This is a genomic window from Sphingobacteriales bacterium (assembly GCA_012517435.1).
Classification (GTDB): domain Bacteria; phylum Bacteroidota; class Bacteroidia; order CAILMK01; family JAAYUY01; genus JAAYUY01.
Genome location: JAAYUY010000083.1, coordinates 21390 through 40181, shown reverse-complemented (window position 1 = coordinate 40181; position 18792 = coordinate 21390). Strand labels below are relative to the sequence as shown.

Here is an 18792-nt window from a genome sequence, read left to right as displayed (position 1 = left end):
CCCCCCCCCCCCCCCCCGAGTGAGTTCCTTATATCATTTTATTTGGTATCCGATAAAATGTCTCACTTGCGTTGTTAATCAAAAACAATATGGATTAGCGAAAAAACTTACTTTATTTATGCCTGCCAATTTTATACTTTTTCTACTCTGGTATTTTTATCCTGCTCATGTGCAGGCGCAATGTAATACATTGGTTTGCAACCCAGTGCTAACAGGAACTGAAGAATTTCCATCATCTGGTACACCAAAAAATGAGTTTAAGCATGGGAAAGTACCATGTTGGCAGAATGTGTTAGGGACTTCAGATATTGTATCTTTTCCAGTATCATCTCCAACAGCAGGAAGAGTTGGACAATGGTATTTTATTAATCAATACGGATCTGGAATTGGACATGAAGCATTTGGGCAATATATAAATATTGATAGTGGAAAAACCTACCTGATATCATTTATGGGAATCAGGGATTTTAATACTGATTCAGGAATAAATGGAAATATTGAAATTTACTTACGAGATTACTCCAATTCTTATAATACTATTGATCCTGACTGGAGTGCTTATGTGAAAAATTTAGCAATCTCAGGAGCAACAAAGATTTATTATACTCAGCCCGGAAGCAGCTGGCAACATTACCAATTTTGTTTTACAGCAAATAAAAGTACTGATTTTCTTTTCTTTACATTAGAATACCAGATTCCAAGCTACAGTTATAATTCAGATTTTTGGGTACGAATTGATGATGTTGAGATTTTTGAAGTTGATGCTGATGCCGGCCCTGATAAATTCATAACTTGTGATAGTCCATGTGTTTGGATTGGGACAAACTGTAATCCTCCACCCTTGCAAGCGGATATTAAATTCAAATGGTATATAGCAGGAAATTCAACTCCTTTTGATACCAATGCTACAACTTTGGTTTGTCCGACAACAACAACTCAGTATGTTTTAAAAGTAGAAATGGATAGTTGTCTTGCTTTTGATACTGTTTTAGTTACGGTAACTGACACTTCAAAGCCATTGGTTAATCTTGGTAACGATACTATTATTTGTGGTTCATTTTCTAAAACCTTAATAGCAAGCAATAATCCTGATTACAGTTATTTATGGAGTACTAGTCAAACAAGTTCTTCCATCAATGTTTCAAGTGGAGGAACATATTCGGTAATTGTAAAAGACAGCAATGGATGTACCGGATATGATACCATAAATATTACAGCACGTCCAGAATTTAAAGTTTTTCCTGAAGATACTGTTGTATGTAAATACTCTTTTCCAATAACGCTTAAAATATATCCAAAACAATATGACTCATTAAGATGGTTTGATCATTCAACAAATTTACAAACCGATGTTTATGGAGCTGGCGATTATTGGGTCCTGGTATGGGACTCTATGTGTTTTGATTCAGCATGGATTCATGTTGACACATTAGGGCCTCCATTTCTTTTCATTGGTAACGACAGGGTATTTTGTGAAGGCGGCTCCGACACCATTTGCGATTCAAATATTGTACTGTATAACAAAAGTTTGATTAAATACAGATGGGATACTGAAAATGGAGATACAACACCTTGCATTTATGTAAATGAGAGCAGAACATATCGTTTGTTGGGATACACAATTGATTCAAATTGTGTTGATACTGCTGAAGTGAACGTAACTATTCTTAGTGCTCCGCCTATTGATTGTCCGGATTTCCATCTTTGTAAAAATGATCCACCATTAACTATTAGCGGATGCAACCCTGAACCTGGTGATTATTATCATCCCTTACTTGATACTTTCGATATTTTCAATCCTGCATTATTCAGGGAGGGAACCCATTATATTATATATACCTATAAATACAATGACCAAAATCCAGAGTGTTATACAAGTGCCAATGTAAATGTTACTATTCATCCCAATCCTGAAGTTTATGGCGATACATCAATGATTGTATGTATTACTGCTCCTGAGTTTGAAATGCCTTTTGGTGGTGAAACTGGTGGTGATTATTCTATAGATGGTGTAAGTTCTTCATCTGTATTCAATCCGGCTAATGAAGGTACTGGTGAACATATTTGCAGGTATTGGGTAACAAATCAGTGGGGGTGTACAGATACAGCAGAAATGAAAATTTTGGTTATAGACAGTTTTTATGCATGGATTGATACTCTTGATTTTATTTGCCATTTACCTGGCACTATTCTTTATGCCCATGTTTCTGATACCGGTTGTTTTCATTACGAATGGTCAACAAACGAAACAACTGATTCAATTGTAGTAACTCAAAGTGGAACCTACTGGTTAAAAGTTTTCAATTGTTTGGGTGGATGCATGGATTCAGTTGGTATTGATGTTTATATGACAGACTTCTGCGATGATAGTATCCCTGCTGATTGGACTTCTGCAAAAAGATTCCCTTTACCCAACTGGTCGGGCAGTTACAAGAAACTAAGTGATATTACTAAAATAGTTGATGCCGACCTCATCATCTCTCAGGGCTTTACCCTTCACCTTGAAAATGTGGACTTTATCATGCGAAACTGTTCAAAGATTATAGTAGAGCGAGGAGCCAAGCTGATTATTGACAGCAGTTGCATAGGCAGTTGCGATTGGGAAGGAATAGAAGTGCAGGGCAATATTGATGGTTGTTCAGATGACACCACCTATTCACAGGGATACCTGAAAATTACCAATTCTACCATTACCGGAGCCAACATAGCCATTTATGCAGGCAAACGCGACCGAAGCGGCCGTGATGTCTTTTACGGAGGAGGCATAGTGCATGCCCACCACAACCATTTTGAAAACAACTATGTGGACATCATGATACAGGAATGGGCTTTTAATATGATTTGTGCGTGCAGCACTTCATCAGGTCAAGCCTTTCATCACGAAATAGTATCCAATTATTTTGGCCCATTAAAAGGCAGCTATGTATGTTCCGATTTTGTTGATCCGGTGATTGAGGAGGTGAATAATTTTTATGACACTTTTGCCGGACCATCTACAGCATGCAATTTTCCTTATAATGCCGATCCTTTAATAAGATGTCACATTATTGATTTATCACCATATCCTGATATTTTCTGGTCAAATCAGCCTCCATCATTGCCACCTGCTTGGCAAGTATTGAACGGAGCATGCTGCAGAGCATTATGGGACAGCAGATATCTACCATTTGTCAATGGGAACAATTGCACCTACAACAATACCTTTTTTGATGGGTGCAAAAATCAGATTCAGGGCAATTTTTATCACGATCATACTAAATAAACATTTAAAGAATTGGTTATGAAAAAGTTAGTTTTAATTATATTTCTGTATCCATTCGTTACATTTTCGCAATGGATAAATTTTGCACCTTCAAGTGCAGGTTCAGGAGGTTTCCTTGTTGTTACTTCAAAAACTAATTATTACTACTCTGCATATAATTTGCAATTAGGAAAAGGGACTTTATATTACAGTAATAATGGGGGTTTTAGTTGGGCTGAGTTAAAATATGTTGGCCTTCCTGTCTTTTATAATGACAGCAGTGGTTTTCATGATGCTTTCTTTAAAAAAAGTCCCACAAAAAAGAATATTTTAAAGCTGGCAAGAACGAGCAATTATGCAAATTCATGGCCCGATTCATTTGAAAGATTCCCTGATACAGCTTATGTACATGAACATAAGGTACACAAAGGAAATGTATTTATAACATTTGACAAAAATGTATATGACATTACTTTGATGGTAAAAAATTCGGGTGAAAAAATTATGAAAGTAGCTGATAAAACATTAAATTTCATCCATTTCATTAACGACAGCATTGGATATGGATTAGATCAGAAGAATTTTGGCATTTACAAAACCATCAACGGAGGGCAAAGCTGGAACCTGGTAAAATCATTAACCAGCAATTGGCCATGGGGTGCTTTTCAGTTTACCTCTCAGGATACTGCTTATGCTTTGCTGAAAAGCTCTAATATCATTCTGAAATCCACTAATGGGGGATTATCATGGGATACCCTGAAAATACAATCAAATTATCTTTCTGATATTGAATTTTATAATAATAATGTTGGTTTTGCTATATCTGAACAACCTAATCGACTATTCTTTACTAAAGACGGAGGAAATACATGGGCGTTTTTGGGCGAAGAATTTCCAACAAATAATTTAAGAGCAATTTCAAGTTGCTTTGACAAAGATTCTATTTACCTGTTTCTAAGTTTTCCCGGAGGTGGTGTAACCCGCTTATTTAAAGGTTCCTTTGCATTTAAAGACATATTAACCGACATACCCGAAAAGCCAGATTTAACAAAAAACAAGTATTCCTGCTATCCCAATCCAACAACGGGTTTGCTAAACCTCAGGTGTGAAGGTGAAATTCCTTGTTCGGGTAAAATTTATATATTGAACCTGCAAGGGCAAATGATGTATCGTCAACATATACTTGGTGTTGATAATGAAATGGATATCAGTCAGTTTAGCAGAGGTGTTTATATTGTAAAAGTGGTGGATGAAAAAGGTGTATGGGTGGAAAAGATTTTACTCACCCCCTGACTTCTCATATCTCTCTAAAATGACTTTTTATACCTGATTAATATTGGACTAAAATATAAATCCATTGGGTATAATCTATTAATCCATTTGCTATAAACTTCGTGAATCTTCTTTATCTTCGTGAATCTTCGTGTCAGAAACTTTCATTTTTTCCTTTTAATACCGATGTGATATCTGTAATGCCGATATCATCGGCATAACAGCTATCCGTTCGGCATTATACCAGAATACTTTTGGACTATTTTATAAATCCATTTGGTATAATATGCCTGTACAACATTATCTCTCTAATCGGTATAAAATCACTGTTCATAACTTAATTTACAGGAAAAACAGAAGAATTGTATAATTGCTGTTTAAATTAACGAAATGAGAAAACTGTTTATCATCATTTTGCTTTTTGCAGCCGGTAATTTATTGTTACTGACAACTGCTCAATCTCAAAGCCTGAGAAAAGTCAAAGCAAAGCAAAAGATCATAGCTTACGACATTGAAGGAAATGTAATTGACTCATTGACAAAGGATTTGAAAAAACAATCGGAGCCCAGCCAGTATCTTGATAAAATTCAGGTCGAACTGAGGGAGATAGAGCTTGAGCTTCAGAAAGCAGGGGATGATTCGAAAAAAACGGCTGAAAGTCAGGAAAGAAAAGAAAAGTTGCTGGCTGAAAAAATTGAAACGATAAAAAAAATACAGGACAGCAAAGAACTGCTGGTTAAGGAATATTATATCATCATAGAGTCGTTCAGGAGTCGCAAAAACGCTAAAAATGCCCAGATTGCCTGGCATAACAAAGGTTATAAGGTATTTTTATTTTACAACAAGCACCGCAAATGGTACTACATCTGTGCCGGTGTTTACCGCTCTTATAATCAAGCTATTAAAGCTCAATATGAATTGCAGAAAGATGGTATTTCAAACTGGATTTACTATTGGGCAGAATAGAATATCCACTCTCTTTTCCTTTCTTTCAATACTTTTGCACATTAATTAATAATGTAGCCCTCTTCTGAATCATTTATCCGGATGAAAAATAAAACACTTTATCAGCTGGTTTTATGGATGCTACGGATAATGGTATTTGCAGGAGCCGTTTATTACATCTGGCTAAAAACCTTTGATAATCAGGAATTTCAGGAGACATTAAAGTCAGCCCGCTCCTTTCGTTTTTTTCCTTTCTACTTGTTATTAGCTTTTATATTAATGCCTGTAAACTGGTTATTTGAAGCATTTAAGTGGAAAAAACTACTCGAAAGCATTCAGAAAATCAGCTTATTATATTCGCTCAAAGCGGTGTGGGCAGGCCTGACCATCAATAACTGGGTGCCTAACCGTATGGCCGAATTTCTCGGAAGGATGCTTTTCCTGAAAAAGGAAAATATGGGAAAATCGGTTTCATGTACCCTGGCCGGGGGTTTTGCCCAATTTCTGGCAACTGTCTTTTGGGGCATTTTGTTTGGCGCTGTGGTGTTTGCCCATCAGTTAAAACCGATATATTGGATATGCCTGATTTTTATTGTTTTACTGCTGTTTTTCTTCTATTTTAAGATTCAGCTTTTGCATAAGCTGTCCGGGAAGATTGGCTTTCTTTCAAACTATACGCAGGTTTTTAATCAGTTAAACTACAACAAACTGATTCTCATTCTCACCATCTCATCTCTGCGGTATTTTGTTTACCTGATTCAGTATTATTTTTGCCTGATGGCTTTTGGAATTGAATTACCCTTTTTGCAGGTTATTTCATCGGTGGCGGCTATTTTTCTGATTCAAACTTTTCTGCCTGCCATCACCATTACCGAAATAGGTACACGGGGAGCCGTCATTTTATTTGTTTTTCAGGCATATCAGGTGAATGTAGTCAGCCTGCTGGCCGCTGCCTATGCGCTTTTCAGCATTAACATTCTTTTGCCAAGCCTTGCCGGAGCTGTTTTTATGTTTGGCATCAAAAAACAAGCGAAATGAATTCGTTAGACATCATTTCATACCTGTTTTGCCTGAGTTATATTTCATTGGTATTGCTGCTTTTTTACGGATGGCTGTCAGTCAAAAAGGCAGATAAAAAAGTTGCCGGACTTTTTCCTGATTTTTCTGTTATCGTCCCTTTCAGAAATGAAATAGCAAATCTTCCTGTTATTTTTGAAAGTCTGATGCAGCAAAATTATCCCAAAGAACATTTTGAGGTTATTTTTATTGATGATTCTTCTGAAGATGACGGACATAATTATCTGATAAACAAAATAAAAGGGTCTGATGCAATCCGTTTTAAAGTCTTATCGCTTAAAGACACGGCACTGACAGGAAAAAAGAATGCATTGACAAAAGCCATTGAATCTGCTGAAAACGAATGGATAGTAACGACAGATGCTGATTGCAGTATGCTTGCCGGCTGGTTAAGTACCATTGCAACATACATTACTGATAATCAAAAGCTTGTGATGATTTCGGGACCTGTCAGCTATTCAGATGAGAATTCTTTATTTCAAAAACTACAATCCCTTGAGTTCAGTGCATTAAATGGTATCGGAGCATCAATGACCCGGCTGGGGTTTCCCTATTTAACCAACGGAGCCAATCTGATTTTCAGAAAGTCGGCATTTGATCAGGTTGGCGGTTATTCCGGCAGTGAGTCCAAAACAAGTGGTGACGATGTTTTTCTGACACAAAAAATAGCCCGAAATTTCCCCGGACAAATTTCATTTCTTAAAAATGAAGAAGCCATGGTAACGACAAAACCTACCACCAACTTTAAAGATTTTTATCATCAGCGGATCAGGTGGACGGGTAAAACATTCCATACCGGCATAAAAGGACTGGCATTGCCGTTTTTTGTCTGGCTTTTTCACCTGACTTCCCTTAGTTTTCTTGTAATGTCTGTTTTTGACATATCCTACCTGAAATTCTTTTTTATACTGATTATCAGCAAAATACTTGCTGAGGCTGTCTTTTTGTTCCCTGTTCTGAAGTTTTACGGCAAGCTGAGATTCATCCTCTTGCTTCCGGTTACAGGATTTCTTTACATTTTCTATATTAGTATATTACCTTTTTTATCTTACAGAAAGTCATTCATCTGGAAAGGCAGAAAGGTTAAATAGCCCGGTTTCAGGCTTTGCCGGCCTTTGGCTTTGCCAGTTTCTCAATCCACCAAACCCATAATAAAAACATCACCACATAAAACAAAGGCCTGAAGACCCAGTCGTGTATAGGATCAAACCAATTCAATCTGTAAATGGAAATTAAAAAAAGGCTGACGATTCTGATCAGATTGACGAGGTGCATGATGAACATGCTAAGTCCCCAAAACCAGATTTTTCTTTTCCAGCTGCCATAAAAGAAAACGATGATACCTGTCATCTGATAAAATTGTTTGAGTCCTGAACAGCCGAAGGTAATTCCCATCCGGTAGTATTCATCATGGACAATCAGCTCTCCCCGTATAATGGTCTCATAACCAAATATATTTGTCAGAATCCAGGCGCTTTGCGATCTGACAATTTTAAGCATGAAATGGATAGCAGGGGTCATAAAATCGATACCGAAAAAATTAAAATCAAAGCCATATTGCCAGATTCTCCAGATAACATGAAATCCGATGATGACGATAAAAAACAATCCGACATCGTAATAGACTTTTCTTTTTTCATCGAAACGCATGGCTCTGAGATCCGACCAGGCAGCACGAATACTAAAATTCTGAAAGTAATTTGACAAATTTACAGCTTTTAATGTGCGGCAAAGATACATTTACAGAGGGCTTGACCTACCTTTGCAGAAAAAATAATTAATGAATAAATGAAAATCAGTTCCTATATCTCTATTTTCCTGATTTTGACAACCTTTATGATTGTTTCCTGCCGCGACAATGAAAAGAAGAATAATAAAGAGCTTATCATAGAAAAGCCGGCCAATGCACTCGACAGTGCGCTCAACAAGCTGACAAAAAAAATAGTCAGGCATCCTGATAAAGATGAACTCTACTTCCAAAGAGCAAAACTTTTTCAAAAGAAAGGAAGAATACTGCTGGCAATCAATGATATGGAAAAAGCCACCGCACTGCAACCAGGTATCGTGGAATATGTTACCTATCTCGCTGATTTATACTATGAAGCAAATCAGATAGATCAGGCCATTAATACGTATGAGAAAAGTGCCCAGCTGAATCCAAACAGCGAATATCCCTATCTGAGACTTGGAAAAATATATTTGTTGCGTCAGGAATACAAGCTTTCACTGGCTTATTTAAACCGTGCCGTGGAAGCCAACCGCTTTAACCCTGAAATCTACTCCACCATGTCATTATATTTCCTTGAAATGAAAGACACCGCAAGAGCCATTGAGAGTCTTAAGACTGCAGTAAAGGTCAATCCCGACTTTTTTGACGCCTATCTGGACTTATCCTACCTGCTTGCAAATAAAAAAGACAAAAACCTGATTTTTTACCTGAACAACGCCATACGTATCAGGCCGGATGACGTCAGAGCTTTATACAACAGGGGAAAATATTTTCAGGACATCGACAGTTTTTCACTTGCCATCGCTGATTATGAAGCCATTCTGAGCATTGATTCCAATCATAAAAGTGCCTGCTATAACCTTGGATATATTTATTACCTTCTTGAAAAATACGATTTATCAGTCAGGTTTTTTACAAAAGCCATCAGGTTGAAACCCGACTATTACGAAGCTTATCTGGGAAGAGGACTTAGTTATGCAGCCTTAGGAAATAAAGCACTCGCCCGACAAGATCTCATCCACATCATTGACCACAGTCCCGCTGGTGAACTGCCGGATTTAGCACGCAAAGAATTATTGAAAATTAATTAATAGTATTATTTTTGCACCCCTAAAACTTCATCATTTTTTACAAGTATTTTATGAAATTAACATTTCCTGACGGCACAGTCAAGCAGTTTTCTGAAGGAACTACTGGTATCGAAATCGCCCGCTCCATCAGCGAAGGTCTCGCACGCGAAGCATTAGGAGTACTTGTAAACGGACAGGTTTACGACTTGACCCGCCCGATTACACATGATGCTGAAGTCAGAATACTGACATGGAATGACCCCGAAGGAAAAATGGTTTTCTGGCATTCATCTGCACACCTGATGGCCGAAGCCATTGAAAGTGTTTTTCCCGGAACAAAATTCGGAATCGGCCCACCCATCGAAAACGGATTTTACTACGACATTGATTTGGGCGACAGACAACTTACACAGGCCGACCTGGATGCCCTTGAAAATAAAATGAGAGAGCTTATTTCGAGAAAATCAGAATACAAACGTGAAGAAATAAGTAAAGAAGAAGCACTCTCCTATTTTAACCAAAAAAATGATGAATACAAGCTTGAGCTGATCAGCGAGCTGAATGATGGCGAAATCACCCTGTATAAACATGGAAATTTCACTGACCTCTGCCGCGGGCCTCATCTTCCCGATACTTCCTATATAAAAGCCGTAAAACTTCTCAGTATAGCCGGTGCCTACTGGCGTGGTGACGAAAAGCGGAAACAACTGACCAGAATTTACGGTATTTCTTTTCCGAAACAAAAACTGCTGGATGAGTACCTTTTTATGCTTGAAGAAGCTAAAAAGAGAGACCACCGTAAGCTGGGGAGGGAACTCGGCATATTCATGATCAGTGAAAAAGTAGGCTCTGGTTTACCCATCTGGCTCCCCAACGGAGTTATCATTCGTGAAAAACTCATCGAATTCCTAAAAAAGGAGCAAAAACGCAGGGGTTATGTGCAGGTGATTTGTCCGGTGATAGGCAGAAAAGAGCTTTATATTACTTCAGGGCATTATGCCAAATATGGAGCCGATTCGTTTCAACCGATAAAAACCCCCAATGAAGGTGAGGAATACATGCTCAAACCCATGAATTGCCCGCATCATTGTGAAATTTATAAAAACGGCTTTTACAGTTACAAAGACCTTCCTGTAAAAATTGCTGAGTTCGGAAATGTTTACCGGTATGAGCAAAGCGGTGAATTAAACGGCATGGTAAGAGTCAGGGGATTTACTCAGGATGATGCCCATATTTTCTGCACACCGGAACAGTTGAAAGCAGAATTTCTGGATGTGGTTGATATTATCGAATTATTGCTTAAGAAGCTGGAATTCAGCGAATACACTGCACAGATTTCGTTGCGCGATCCGAATAACAAAGAAAAATACATAGGCTCTGATGAAGCATGGGAGAAAGCAGAAAAAGCTATTATTGAAGCAGTAGAGGAAAAAAATCTGAAAGCCGTAAAAGCCATAGGAGAAGCTGCATTTTATGGGCCTAAGCTCGATTTCATGGTCAAAGATGCACTGGGCCGTCAATGGCAGTTAGGCACCGTACAGGTAGATTACAATCTTCCTGAGCGTTTCGACCTGAGTTATGTCGGTGATGATAATCAAAAACACAGGCCGGTAATGATACACCGTGCACCCTTTGGAAGCATGGAGCGTTTTGTCGGCTTGTTGATCGAACATACGGCAGGTGACTTTCCGCTGTGGCTCGCACCTGTTCAGGCAAAAGTATTGTCAATCAGTGATAAATATAATGATTTTGCAGAAAAAATTTGTCAAAATCTGACGAATGCCGAAATTCGCACCGCCTTAGATATCAGCCATGAGAAGATTGGGAAAAAAATACGCGAAGCCGAACTGCAAAAAGTTCCTTATATGATCATCATAGGGGAAAAAGAAGTTGAACAAAACAAGGTATCTGTGAGGCGAAGAAAACAGGGAGATTTAGGACAAATGACTATCAATGAATTCGTAGAAAGAATTATTTCAGAAACAAAATAAAGGAGGTAAATATAGCAACAGAGAACAAAAATCAGGGCAAAAGAGAACCACGTCTTGAAGACAGCTTTCGTATCAATGAAGAAATCAGAGCTGCACGGGTAAGGCTGGTAGGTGCCAATGTAGAAGAAGGAGTTTATCCGATTTCAAAAGCACTTGAAATTGCCCGGGAACAGGAGCTTGATCTGGTCGAAATTTTTGCAAATGCCGAATATCCGGTATGTAAAGTGATTGACTTCAACAAGTTTATTTACGAGAAAAAGAAAAAGAATAAGGAAATCAAGCAAAAGAGTGCCAAACAGGTCGTAAAGGAAATACGTTTCGGCCCTAATACGGATGAGCATGATTTCAATTTTAAAGTCAACCATGCAAAAAAATTTCTTTCAGAAGGTTCAAAAATAAAGGCTTATGTGCATTTTAAAGGGCGAACAATTGCCTATACCGAAAGAGGGGAAGCCATATTGCTCAGATTTATACAGGAGCTTGAAGGAATAGGGAAAGTAGAACATCTGCCTAAATTAGAAGGAAAAAGAATGATAATAACAATAAATCCGGTAAAAGTTAAATAAAAGAAGAGATGCCAAAAATGAAGACAAATTCGGGAGCCAAAAAGCGTTTTAAAATAACCGCTTCCGGAAAGATTATGAGGAAACATGCCTACAAAAGTCATATTCTGACAAAGAAAGAGCATGTTCAGAAAAAAAGACTGACGAAGAAAACTTTGGTCAGCCCTGCAGACGAACAAAATGTAAAAAGTCTGTTAGGAATTTAAATTTGGTTGAAGGAAAATAAAGTTAAAGAAAATGCCAAGATCAGTTAATTCGGTAGCATCCAGAGAGAGGAGGAAAAAGGTACTTAATCAGGCCAAAGGATATTTTGGAAGGCGCAAGAATGTTTGGACAGTTGCAAAAAATGCCGTAGAAAAAGGTTTACAGTATGCATATGTAGGTCGTAAACAAAAGAAAAGGGATTATCGTTCACTCTGGATTCAGAGAATCAATGCAGCAGTCAGGCCTTACGGACTTTCATATTCCAGGTTTATCGATTTATTGAAGAAAAACAACATTGAAATCAACAGGAAAGTTTTAGCCGACCTGGCCATGAACAATCCTGAAGCTTTTGAAGCAGTTGTTAAAAAAGTGAATCCCTGATTTGACAAAAGTCAGCAAAAAAGACCCTGTTCATCTTCATTCCCAGCAAAACCTTTTTTCAGGCTTTGTAAAAGTCGATGAACTCAAATTATACGTAGAAAACAAGGAAACATACATCAGGCGTTTTGTTGTCAGAAGGCCTGAAGCTTCCTGCATTTTGCTCTATAACAAAGATAATCATTCATTTGTATTTATCAGGCAATTCAGGGCACCCCTGTTCGGAAAAGAAGATTCTGCCTACATACTGGAGGTGCCGGCTGGAGTGTTGAATGCAGGTGAAAATCCGATGGAAACCATTATTCGTGAATGCCTTGAAGAGACAGGTTATCAAATCAGCCACCCCCAATGGCTGACAACCATTTACCCAAGTCCGGGCATACTGGACGAAAAAATTCATTTGTTTTTTGCTGAAGTTACAAACAGTGATAAAGTTACTTCCGGAGGCGGACTCGAAAGCGAACACGAATATCTTGAAGTGATGGAAATTCCTGTTGATGAGGCTTACGAAATGGTAGAATCAGGTGAAATTATTGACGGAAAAACCATCAGCTGCCTGTTTTTTGCCAAAAACAGAATAAGATAGTTATCGAAAATCAAATAATGCTTTCGGGAGTTAACGCTTCCTCCACTACATCTTTTTCGACTTTCAGGTTGTTGATAATAAAATCCTGTCTTTCAGGTGTGTTTTTCCCCATAAAATAATTCAGGAGAAATTTAATATCCTCATTGTCAGACAATAACACAGGTTCCAGTTTCATTTTCGGACCAATAAACAAGCCGAATTCTTCTGGCGAAATTTCTCCAAGCCCTTTAAACCGGGTGATTTCAGGTTTTCCGCCCAGCGATTTGATGGCTTTTTCTTTTTCCTCTTCTGAATAACAATAAATTGTTTTTTCCTTATTTCTAACCCTGAATAATGGCGTATCAAGAATATACAAATGCCCGTTTTTAACAAGGTCGGGATAGAACTGAAGGAAAAATGTCAGTAAAAGAAGCCTGATGTGCATCCCATCAACGTCAGCATCGGTTGCCAGCACAACGCGGTTATACCTAAGTTCTTCCATACCCTCTTCAATATTCAGGGCATGATGGAGCAGGTTAAACTCCTCATTCTGGTAAACGATATTTTTCTTCATCCCAAAGGTATTCTGAGGTTTACCCCGCAGGGAAAATACCGCCTGGGTTTCAATGTTTCTTGATTTGGTGATGGAGCCGCTTGCCGAATCCCCTTCTGTAATAAAAAGTGTGGTTTCATAGCGCTTTTCATTATCGGTATCGTTGAAATGCACTTTACAATCCCTGAGTTTTTTATTGTGAAGGCTTGCTTTTTTGGCCATTTCACCGGCCATCTTTTTAATCCCTTGTATTGCCTTTCTTTCCTTCTCCGACTGGGTGATTCTTTTCAGCAGCAGATCAGCCGTAGCAGGATTTTTATGCAGATAGTCATCCAGCTCTTTCTTTACAAAGTCGTTTACGAATGATTTGATGGTCTGACCATTGGGTTCGATGTGCATAGACCCCAGCTTGGTTTTGGTTTGTGATTCAAAAACAGGTTCAACAATTTTTATACTCATTGCCGCCACAATGGACGACCTGATGTCGGAAGGCTCAAAATTTTTCTTGTAAAACTCCCGAATGGTCTTCACAATAGCTTCTTTGAAGGCCATCATGTGAGTCCCTCCCTGTGGGGTGTATTGTCCGTTTACAAAGGTGTAATATTCCTCATTGTATTGCTCCCCATGCGTCATGGCTATTTCAATGTCATCTCCTTTCAGGTGGATGATAGGATAATCAATCTGCTCGTTGTTTACCTTGTTGCTTAGCAGGTCGTACAAACCTTTCTGGGAAAAAAACTTTTGACCGTTGAAGTTAATGACCAGCCCCGAGTTGAGATAAGCATAATTCCAGAACATCTTTTCAAGGTAAGGTATGATGTAGCGGTAGTTTTCAAATATCTCATTGTCAGGAATAAAGGTTATAATTGTACCATCAGGTTTATCGGTATCGACAATATCTTTTTCTTCGACCAAAAGACCTTTGCAAAAAACAGCCGTTTTCATTTTTCCATCTCTGATGGATTCAACTTTAAAATATTCAGAAAGTGCATTAACCGCCTTTGCCCCCACTCCATTCAGGCCTACTGCTTTCTTGAAAACCTTGGAATCATATTTACCTCCTGTGTTGATTCTCGACACACAATCCAGCACACTTCCCAAAGGGATTCCTCTTCCATAATCTCTTATAACCACTTCATTCTCATTAAGAAAGATGTCAATTTTCTTTCCATAACCCATGACATATTCATCGATGGCGTTATCTACAATTTCTTTGACCAGAATATAAATACCATCGTCACGTGCAGAGCCATCTCCCTGTTTGCCGATATACATCCCCGGTCTCATCCGGATATGTTCGCGCCAGTCAAGCGATTTAATCGAATCTTCTGTATAAGCTGTTTTTGACATAATCTTCCGTTAATGCCTGCAAAAATAAACTTAATCCCTGATTTTACAAGCATTTCTGAATACACCTTTTGTGAATAAAAGCTTACGGACAAGCATGTTTCTTCAGAAACAAAACAACCAATCACAGATTATCAGCGTCAAAAAGGCAGTTGCCCGATGGCATAAATGTTGTAAAATTTAGGTATCCGACAAAAATCAGCTTATGAAATCCTTAATCATTCTTACCACTCTGACGATTTTTTCAATTGGAGTTTTTGCGCAGGAACTGACGGAAGTCCAGTTTGAAAAAGTATTGCACAACTTTGGCGACATCAGGGAAGAAAACGGCCCTGTCAGTTATGACTTCAGATTTACAAATGTAGGCAAAGCTGATTTTATCATCAGCGATCTGAAAGCCTCCTGCGGCTGTACATCGCCTGCCTATAGCAAAGAGCCTGTCAAACCCGGAAAAACCGGATTTATCAGAGTTACCTATGATCCCACCAACAAGGAAGGCGGATTTAATGAAACAGTAACCGTAACCTCCAATTCCAAAACAAAATATCAGGTTTCCATCCTTGGAAATGTTATTCCACGCCCCCGTACCCTCCTCGATGATTATCCGACAGTTATGGGTGCTTTGCGTTTTAAGGTTCATCATGTAGTGATGGGTGAAATCAACCGCAACAGCTTCGATACAGGATATATTTATGCCTACAACAACTCTGATAAAGCTGTTACGATAAAATATGTTTCAACACCCGAACATATCCGATGCGACCCAACCCCTATTGTCATTCAGCCAAAAGAAAAGAAAACCATTCAGGTTTTTTACAGCACGTATATTCAACAGAATCTTGGCTATAATTTCGACCGTATTCAACTGGTAACTGATGATGCGGCTTATCCTGAAAAGGAGTTTATTGTGGTAGCAAATGTGGTGAATAACTATATCCAAATGACCGAAGAGCAGCTGGCCAATGCTCCTAAAATTGAATTCGACAAGAAAGTGCATGATTTCGGAACAGTCAAACAAGGACAAATACTGACAACTGAATTTACCTTTAGCAACAAGGGAAAAGATCAACTGGTTATTTACGACACCAAAACCAATTGTGGCTGCACAGCAAGTACGCTGAATAAAATGCGTTTTGACCCCGGTGAAAGCAGTATCATAAAAGTTACACTGGATACAAAAGGAAAAAGTGGTTACATACAGCAAAGCGTAACCGTCAAAACCAATGATCCGAATAATCCGGAGGTCGTTTTACTGTTAAATGCAAGGGTTGAGAAACTTTAAAAATTAAAACATGAATAACATCAAAAAATACGGAGTGCTGGTATTGCTGGCATTTGTTTCAGGTATTGCCGGCTCTTACACTTTCAGATACTTTTCCAAAGAAAACCACAAGGAATATTTTACAAAGGCAGAAGATATTCCTGTACGTTCAACCAGTCAGACAATTAGTACCGGTCCCATAGAGCTGAATGACATGTTTGCAAAAGCTTCGGAAATAGCAGGTCCGGCAGTAGTTTTCATTAAAGCCACACAGGAAGGTCAGCAAAACAATTATTCAAGCTGGGACTTATTCTTCAATTTCTTTTACAATTCAGGCCCTGTGACCAACACCGGCTCCGGTGTTATCATCAGTGACGATGGTTATATTGCCACTAATCATCATGTCGTGCAGAATGCTGATAAAATTGAGGTCGTTGTCTTAAACAGGAAAAAAACCTACCAGGCTGAACTGGTTGGGAGTGACCCATCCACCGACCTGGCCCTTTTGAAGATAAAAGCCACCGAGCTGCCTTATCTGAGTTTCGGCAATTCCGACAATGTCAGGATTGGTGACTGGGTTATAGCAGTGGGCAACCCATTTAACCTGACCTCCACAGTTACCTCAGGTATTGTCAGTGCAAAAGGCAGAAATATCAGCATAAACAGAGATAATTTTCCAATAGAATCGTTTATACAGACAGATGCAGCCATTAATCCCGGAAACAGCGGAGGAGCATTGGTCAACCTTCAGGGGCAACTGATAGGCATCAATGCTGCAATTATTTCAAAAACAGGCTCTTATGCCGGCTATGGATTCGCCATCCCTTCCAATATTGTGTATAAAATAGTCAATGATTTAAGGGAATACGGCATTGTGCAACGGGCTTTTATTGAACTGGAAGTCAGCGACATTGATGAACAAATGGCCTCAAAGCTGAACGATATATTTATTAAAGGCGTAGTCATTACAAAGGTTTATGAAACCGGAAACGCAATGAAATCAGGGCTTCAAAAGGATGATATCATCCTGAAAATGGACAATCTGAACATAGCCGATAAAGCTGCCTATGATGAAAAACTTGCCTATCACCGGCCTGGTGATAAAGTTACCCTCGATGTGCTGAGAAACGGAAAAGTTCAAAAAATCACCGTAGTACTGGTAAACAGCGAAGGATTGAATGCAGTACTTAAAAACAACATGGTCGTTTCGGAAAAACTGGGTGCTTCGTTCAGGGAAATTTCAAAAATGGATAAAGACCGTTTCGGAATAGACTATGGAGTTAAGGTAGCAAATGTGAAAGCCGGCCTGATGAGAAATCTCGGTATCACCAATGATTTCATCATTCTTTCCGTAAATAACCAGAAGTTCAGCGACCCGAAAGAGCTGGTTCAGGTGCTGGAAAATTTCAAAGGCTGGATAACCATAAAAGGTATATCACCAGAAGGCTGGATGGTTACCCGTAGCATGCGTATTTATTAAAATTCTGCTACTTTGTTTTTGAACATAAAATATTTAAGAATTTAACTTGCCTGTTTTAAAAAGTTGATTTTATTTTGCCTCGTATTTATTTGAACAATTAAACATTGAATTATGGCATACAAAATCAGTGATGAATGCACAGCTTGCGGAACCTGTATAGATGAATGTCCGGTAGAAGCTATTTCAGAAGGCGATATTTACAAAATCGATCCAGACGTTTGCACCGATTGCGGAGCTTGTGCTGATGTATGTCCGGTTGAAGCTATTCATCCGGCATAAAGGATATAAAAAGTCCGTACACAGCAGCTTGTACGGACTTTCTATTTTTTTGCAGAACTACATAACAACATCATGCGACTTTTACTACTTAGTAATTCCAAAATTCCGGGATTGGAATATCTGGAGTTTGCCGAACCTCATTTTAGTGATTTTTTTGGCAAAACAGTTAAAAACATTGCTTTTGTCCCGTATGCAGGAGTTACCTTAAACTGGGATGAATATGAAGCAAAAGTTCAAAAGGTTTTTCACAAGTTAGGCTATCACCTTTTCAGCCTTCATCACGAAAGCGATCCGGTAAGTGCTCTCGAAAAAGCCGATGCAATAGCTGTCGGTGGGGGAAATACGTTTAAACTCGTTCATGACCTTCATCATACCGGATTAACAAAGGCTATCCGCAAAAAAGTTCTCGAAGGAATGCCCTATACCGGCTGGAGTGCCGGTTCAAATGTCGCATGCCCTACTCTCCGAACCACCAATGATATGCCTATTATTGATCCCAAAGGTTTTGAAACATTAAACCTTGTTCCTTTCCAAATCAATCCGCACTATCTCGATAAAAATCCTGAAGGATTTGCCGGTGAAACCAGAGAAGAAAGAATCAGGGAATTTATTGAGTTAAACAAAGAAGTAACGGTGGTTGGCCTTCGCGAAGGAAGTATTCTGCGTGTTGAAGGAAACAAGATTTCTCTTATCGGCCCTCATACTGCCAGAATTTTCAGATATGGCAACCCATTTTATGAGTTAGGAAATCAGGATGACTTAAGTTTCCTGCTCAAGTAATTTTATCCTCTCTTACTGTTTTTGCCTTAATTTTGTAAAGTTTTTTACAAAATTTTA

17 protein-coding genes are annotated in these 18792 nt (G+C 38.6%); 15 read left to right on the top strand and 2 right to left on the bottom strand.

The features are described from left to right. The first annotated feature begins 118 nt into the window (after nucleotides 1-118). The 5 genes from GX437_04900 (at nucleotide 119) to GX437_04880 (ending at nucleotide 7626) form a co-directional block, all read left to right on the top strand. A complete protein-coding gene (locus GX437_04900) occupies nucleotides 119-3262 on the top strand; it encodes a hypothetical protein (GenBank protein NLJ06992.1) in 3144 nt (1047 codons plus the stop codon). An 18-nt stretch (nucleotides 3263-3280) separates the two neighbouring features. After that, nucleotides 3281-4534: a T9SS type A sorting domain-containing protein gene (locus GX437_04895; GenBank protein NLJ06991.1), complete on the top strand. Its 1254-nt coding sequence runs from the start codon at nucleotides 3281-3283 to the stop codon at nucleotides 4532-4534. Between the two features lie 369 nt (nucleotides 4535-4903). Then, nucleotides 4904-5479 carry a hypothetical protein gene (locus GX437_04890; GenBank protein ID NLJ06990.1) on the top strand — a complete coding sequence of 192 codons (576 nt, stop codon included), beginning with the start codon at nucleotides 4904-4906 and terminating at the stop codon, nucleotides 5477-5479. Nucleotides 5480-5560: 81 nt separating this feature from the next. Continuing rightward, nucleotides 5561-6496 (top strand): flippase-like domain-containing protein, encoded by a 936-nt coding sequence (locus tag GX437_04885; GenBank protein NLJ06989.1) that lies wholly within the window; start codon nucleotides 5561-5563, stop codon nucleotides 6494-6496. Continuing rightward, complete coding sequence (locus tag GX437_04880) at nucleotides 6493-7626, top strand: glycosyltransferase (GenBank protein ID NLJ06988.1); 1134 nt, start codon at nucleotides 6493-6495, stop codon at nucleotides 7624-7626. Before GX437_04885 ends, GX437_04880 begins: the two co-directional genes overlap by 4 nt. Before the next feature lie 7 nt (nucleotides 7627-7633). Here the strand turns inward: GX437_04880 and GX437_04875 are convergent, their stop codons facing one another. After that, the gene (locus GX437_04875; GenBank protein ID NLJ06987.1) at nucleotides 7634-8242 is read right to left on the bottom strand and encodes an exosortase/archaeosortase family protein; all 609 of its coding nucleotides are present in this window, start codon (nucleotides 8240-8242) and stop codon (nucleotides 7634-7636) included. Between the two features lie 81 nt (nucleotides 8243-8323). Here GX437_04875 and GX437_04870 point away from each other — a divergent pair, with 81 nt between their 5' ends. The 6 genes from GX437_04870 (at nucleotide 8324) to GX437_04845 (ending at nucleotide 13056) form a co-directional block, all read left to right on the top strand. Then, nucleotides 8324-9355, top strand: a complete 1032-nt coding sequence (locus GX437_04870; GenBank protein ID NLJ06986.1) for a tetratricopeptide repeat protein — start codon at nucleotides 8324-8326, stop codon at nucleotides 9353-9355. A 50-nt stretch (nucleotides 9356-9405) separates the two neighbouring features. Next, on the top strand, nucleotides 9406-11325 hold the full coding sequence (gene thrS / locus GX437_04865) for a threonine--tRNA ligase (protein NLJ06985.1): 1920 nt from the start codon (nucleotides 9406-9408) through the stop codon (nucleotides 11323-11325). A 71-nt stretch (nucleotides 11326-11396) separates the two neighbouring features. Further along, nucleotides 11397-11891: a translation initiation factor IF-3 gene (locus GX437_04860; protein ID NLJ06984.1), complete on the top strand. Its 495-nt coding sequence runs from the start codon at nucleotides 11397-11399 to the stop codon at nucleotides 11889-11891. A gap of 8 nt (nucleotides 11892-11899) precedes the next feature. Then, nucleotides 11900-12094: a 50S ribosomal protein L35 gene (rpmI, locus tag GX437_04855; GenBank protein NLJ06983.1), complete on the top strand. Its 195-nt coding sequence runs from the start codon at nucleotides 11900-11902 to the stop codon at nucleotides 12092-12094. A gap of 31 nt (nucleotides 12095-12125) precedes the next feature. Then, nucleotides 12126-12473, top strand: coding sequence for a 50S ribosomal protein L20 (gene rplT, locus GX437_04850; protein ID NLJ06982.1), 348 nt, complete (start codon nucleotides 12126-12128; stop codon nucleotides 12471-12473). Nucleotide 12474: 1 nt separating this feature from the next. Further along, nucleotides 12475-13056, top strand: coding sequence for an NUDIX hydrolase (locus tag GX437_04845; protein ID NLJ06981.1), 582 nt, complete (start codon nucleotides 12475-12477; stop codon nucleotides 13054-13056). Nucleotides 13057-13066: 10 nt separating this feature from the next. Here the strand turns inward: GX437_04845 and GX437_04840 are convergent, their stop codons facing one another. Beyond that, on the bottom strand, nucleotides 13067-14938 hold the full coding sequence (locus tag GX437_04840; protein ID NLJ06980.1) for a type IIA DNA topoisomerase subunit B: 1872 nt from the start codon (nucleotides 14936-14938) through the stop codon (nucleotides 13067-13069). A gap of 202 nt (nucleotides 14939-15140) precedes the next feature. Between GX437_04840 and GX437_04835 the strand changes: the two genes are divergently transcribed. From GX437_04835 to pepE, 4 genes are all read left to right on the top strand, one after another. Then, entirely contained in the window at nucleotides 15141-16217 is a 1077-nt protein-coding gene (locus GX437_04835) for a DUF1573 domain-containing protein (protein ID NLJ06979.1), read from the top strand. A gap of 193 nt (nucleotides 16218-16410) precedes the next feature. Next, nucleotides 16411-17676 carry a PDZ domain-containing protein gene (locus tag GX437_04830; protein ID NLJ06978.1) on the top strand — a complete coding sequence of 422 codons (1266 nt, stop codon included), beginning with the start codon at nucleotides 16411-16413 and terminating at the stop codon, nucleotides 17674-17676. A 111-nt stretch (nucleotides 17677-17787) separates the two neighbouring features. Beyond that, complete coding sequence (locus GX437_04825; protein NLJ06977.1) at nucleotides 17788-17955, top strand: 4Fe-4S binding protein; 168 nt, start codon at nucleotides 17788-17790, stop codon at nucleotides 17953-17955. Between the two features lie 72 nt (nucleotides 17956-18027). Continuing rightward, nucleotides 18028-18735 (top strand): dipeptidase PepE, encoded by a 708-nt coding sequence (gene pepE / locus GX437_04820; protein NLJ06976.1) that lies wholly within the window; start codon nucleotides 18028-18030, stop codon nucleotides 18733-18735. Nucleotides 18736-18792 lie beyond the last annotated feature (57 nt).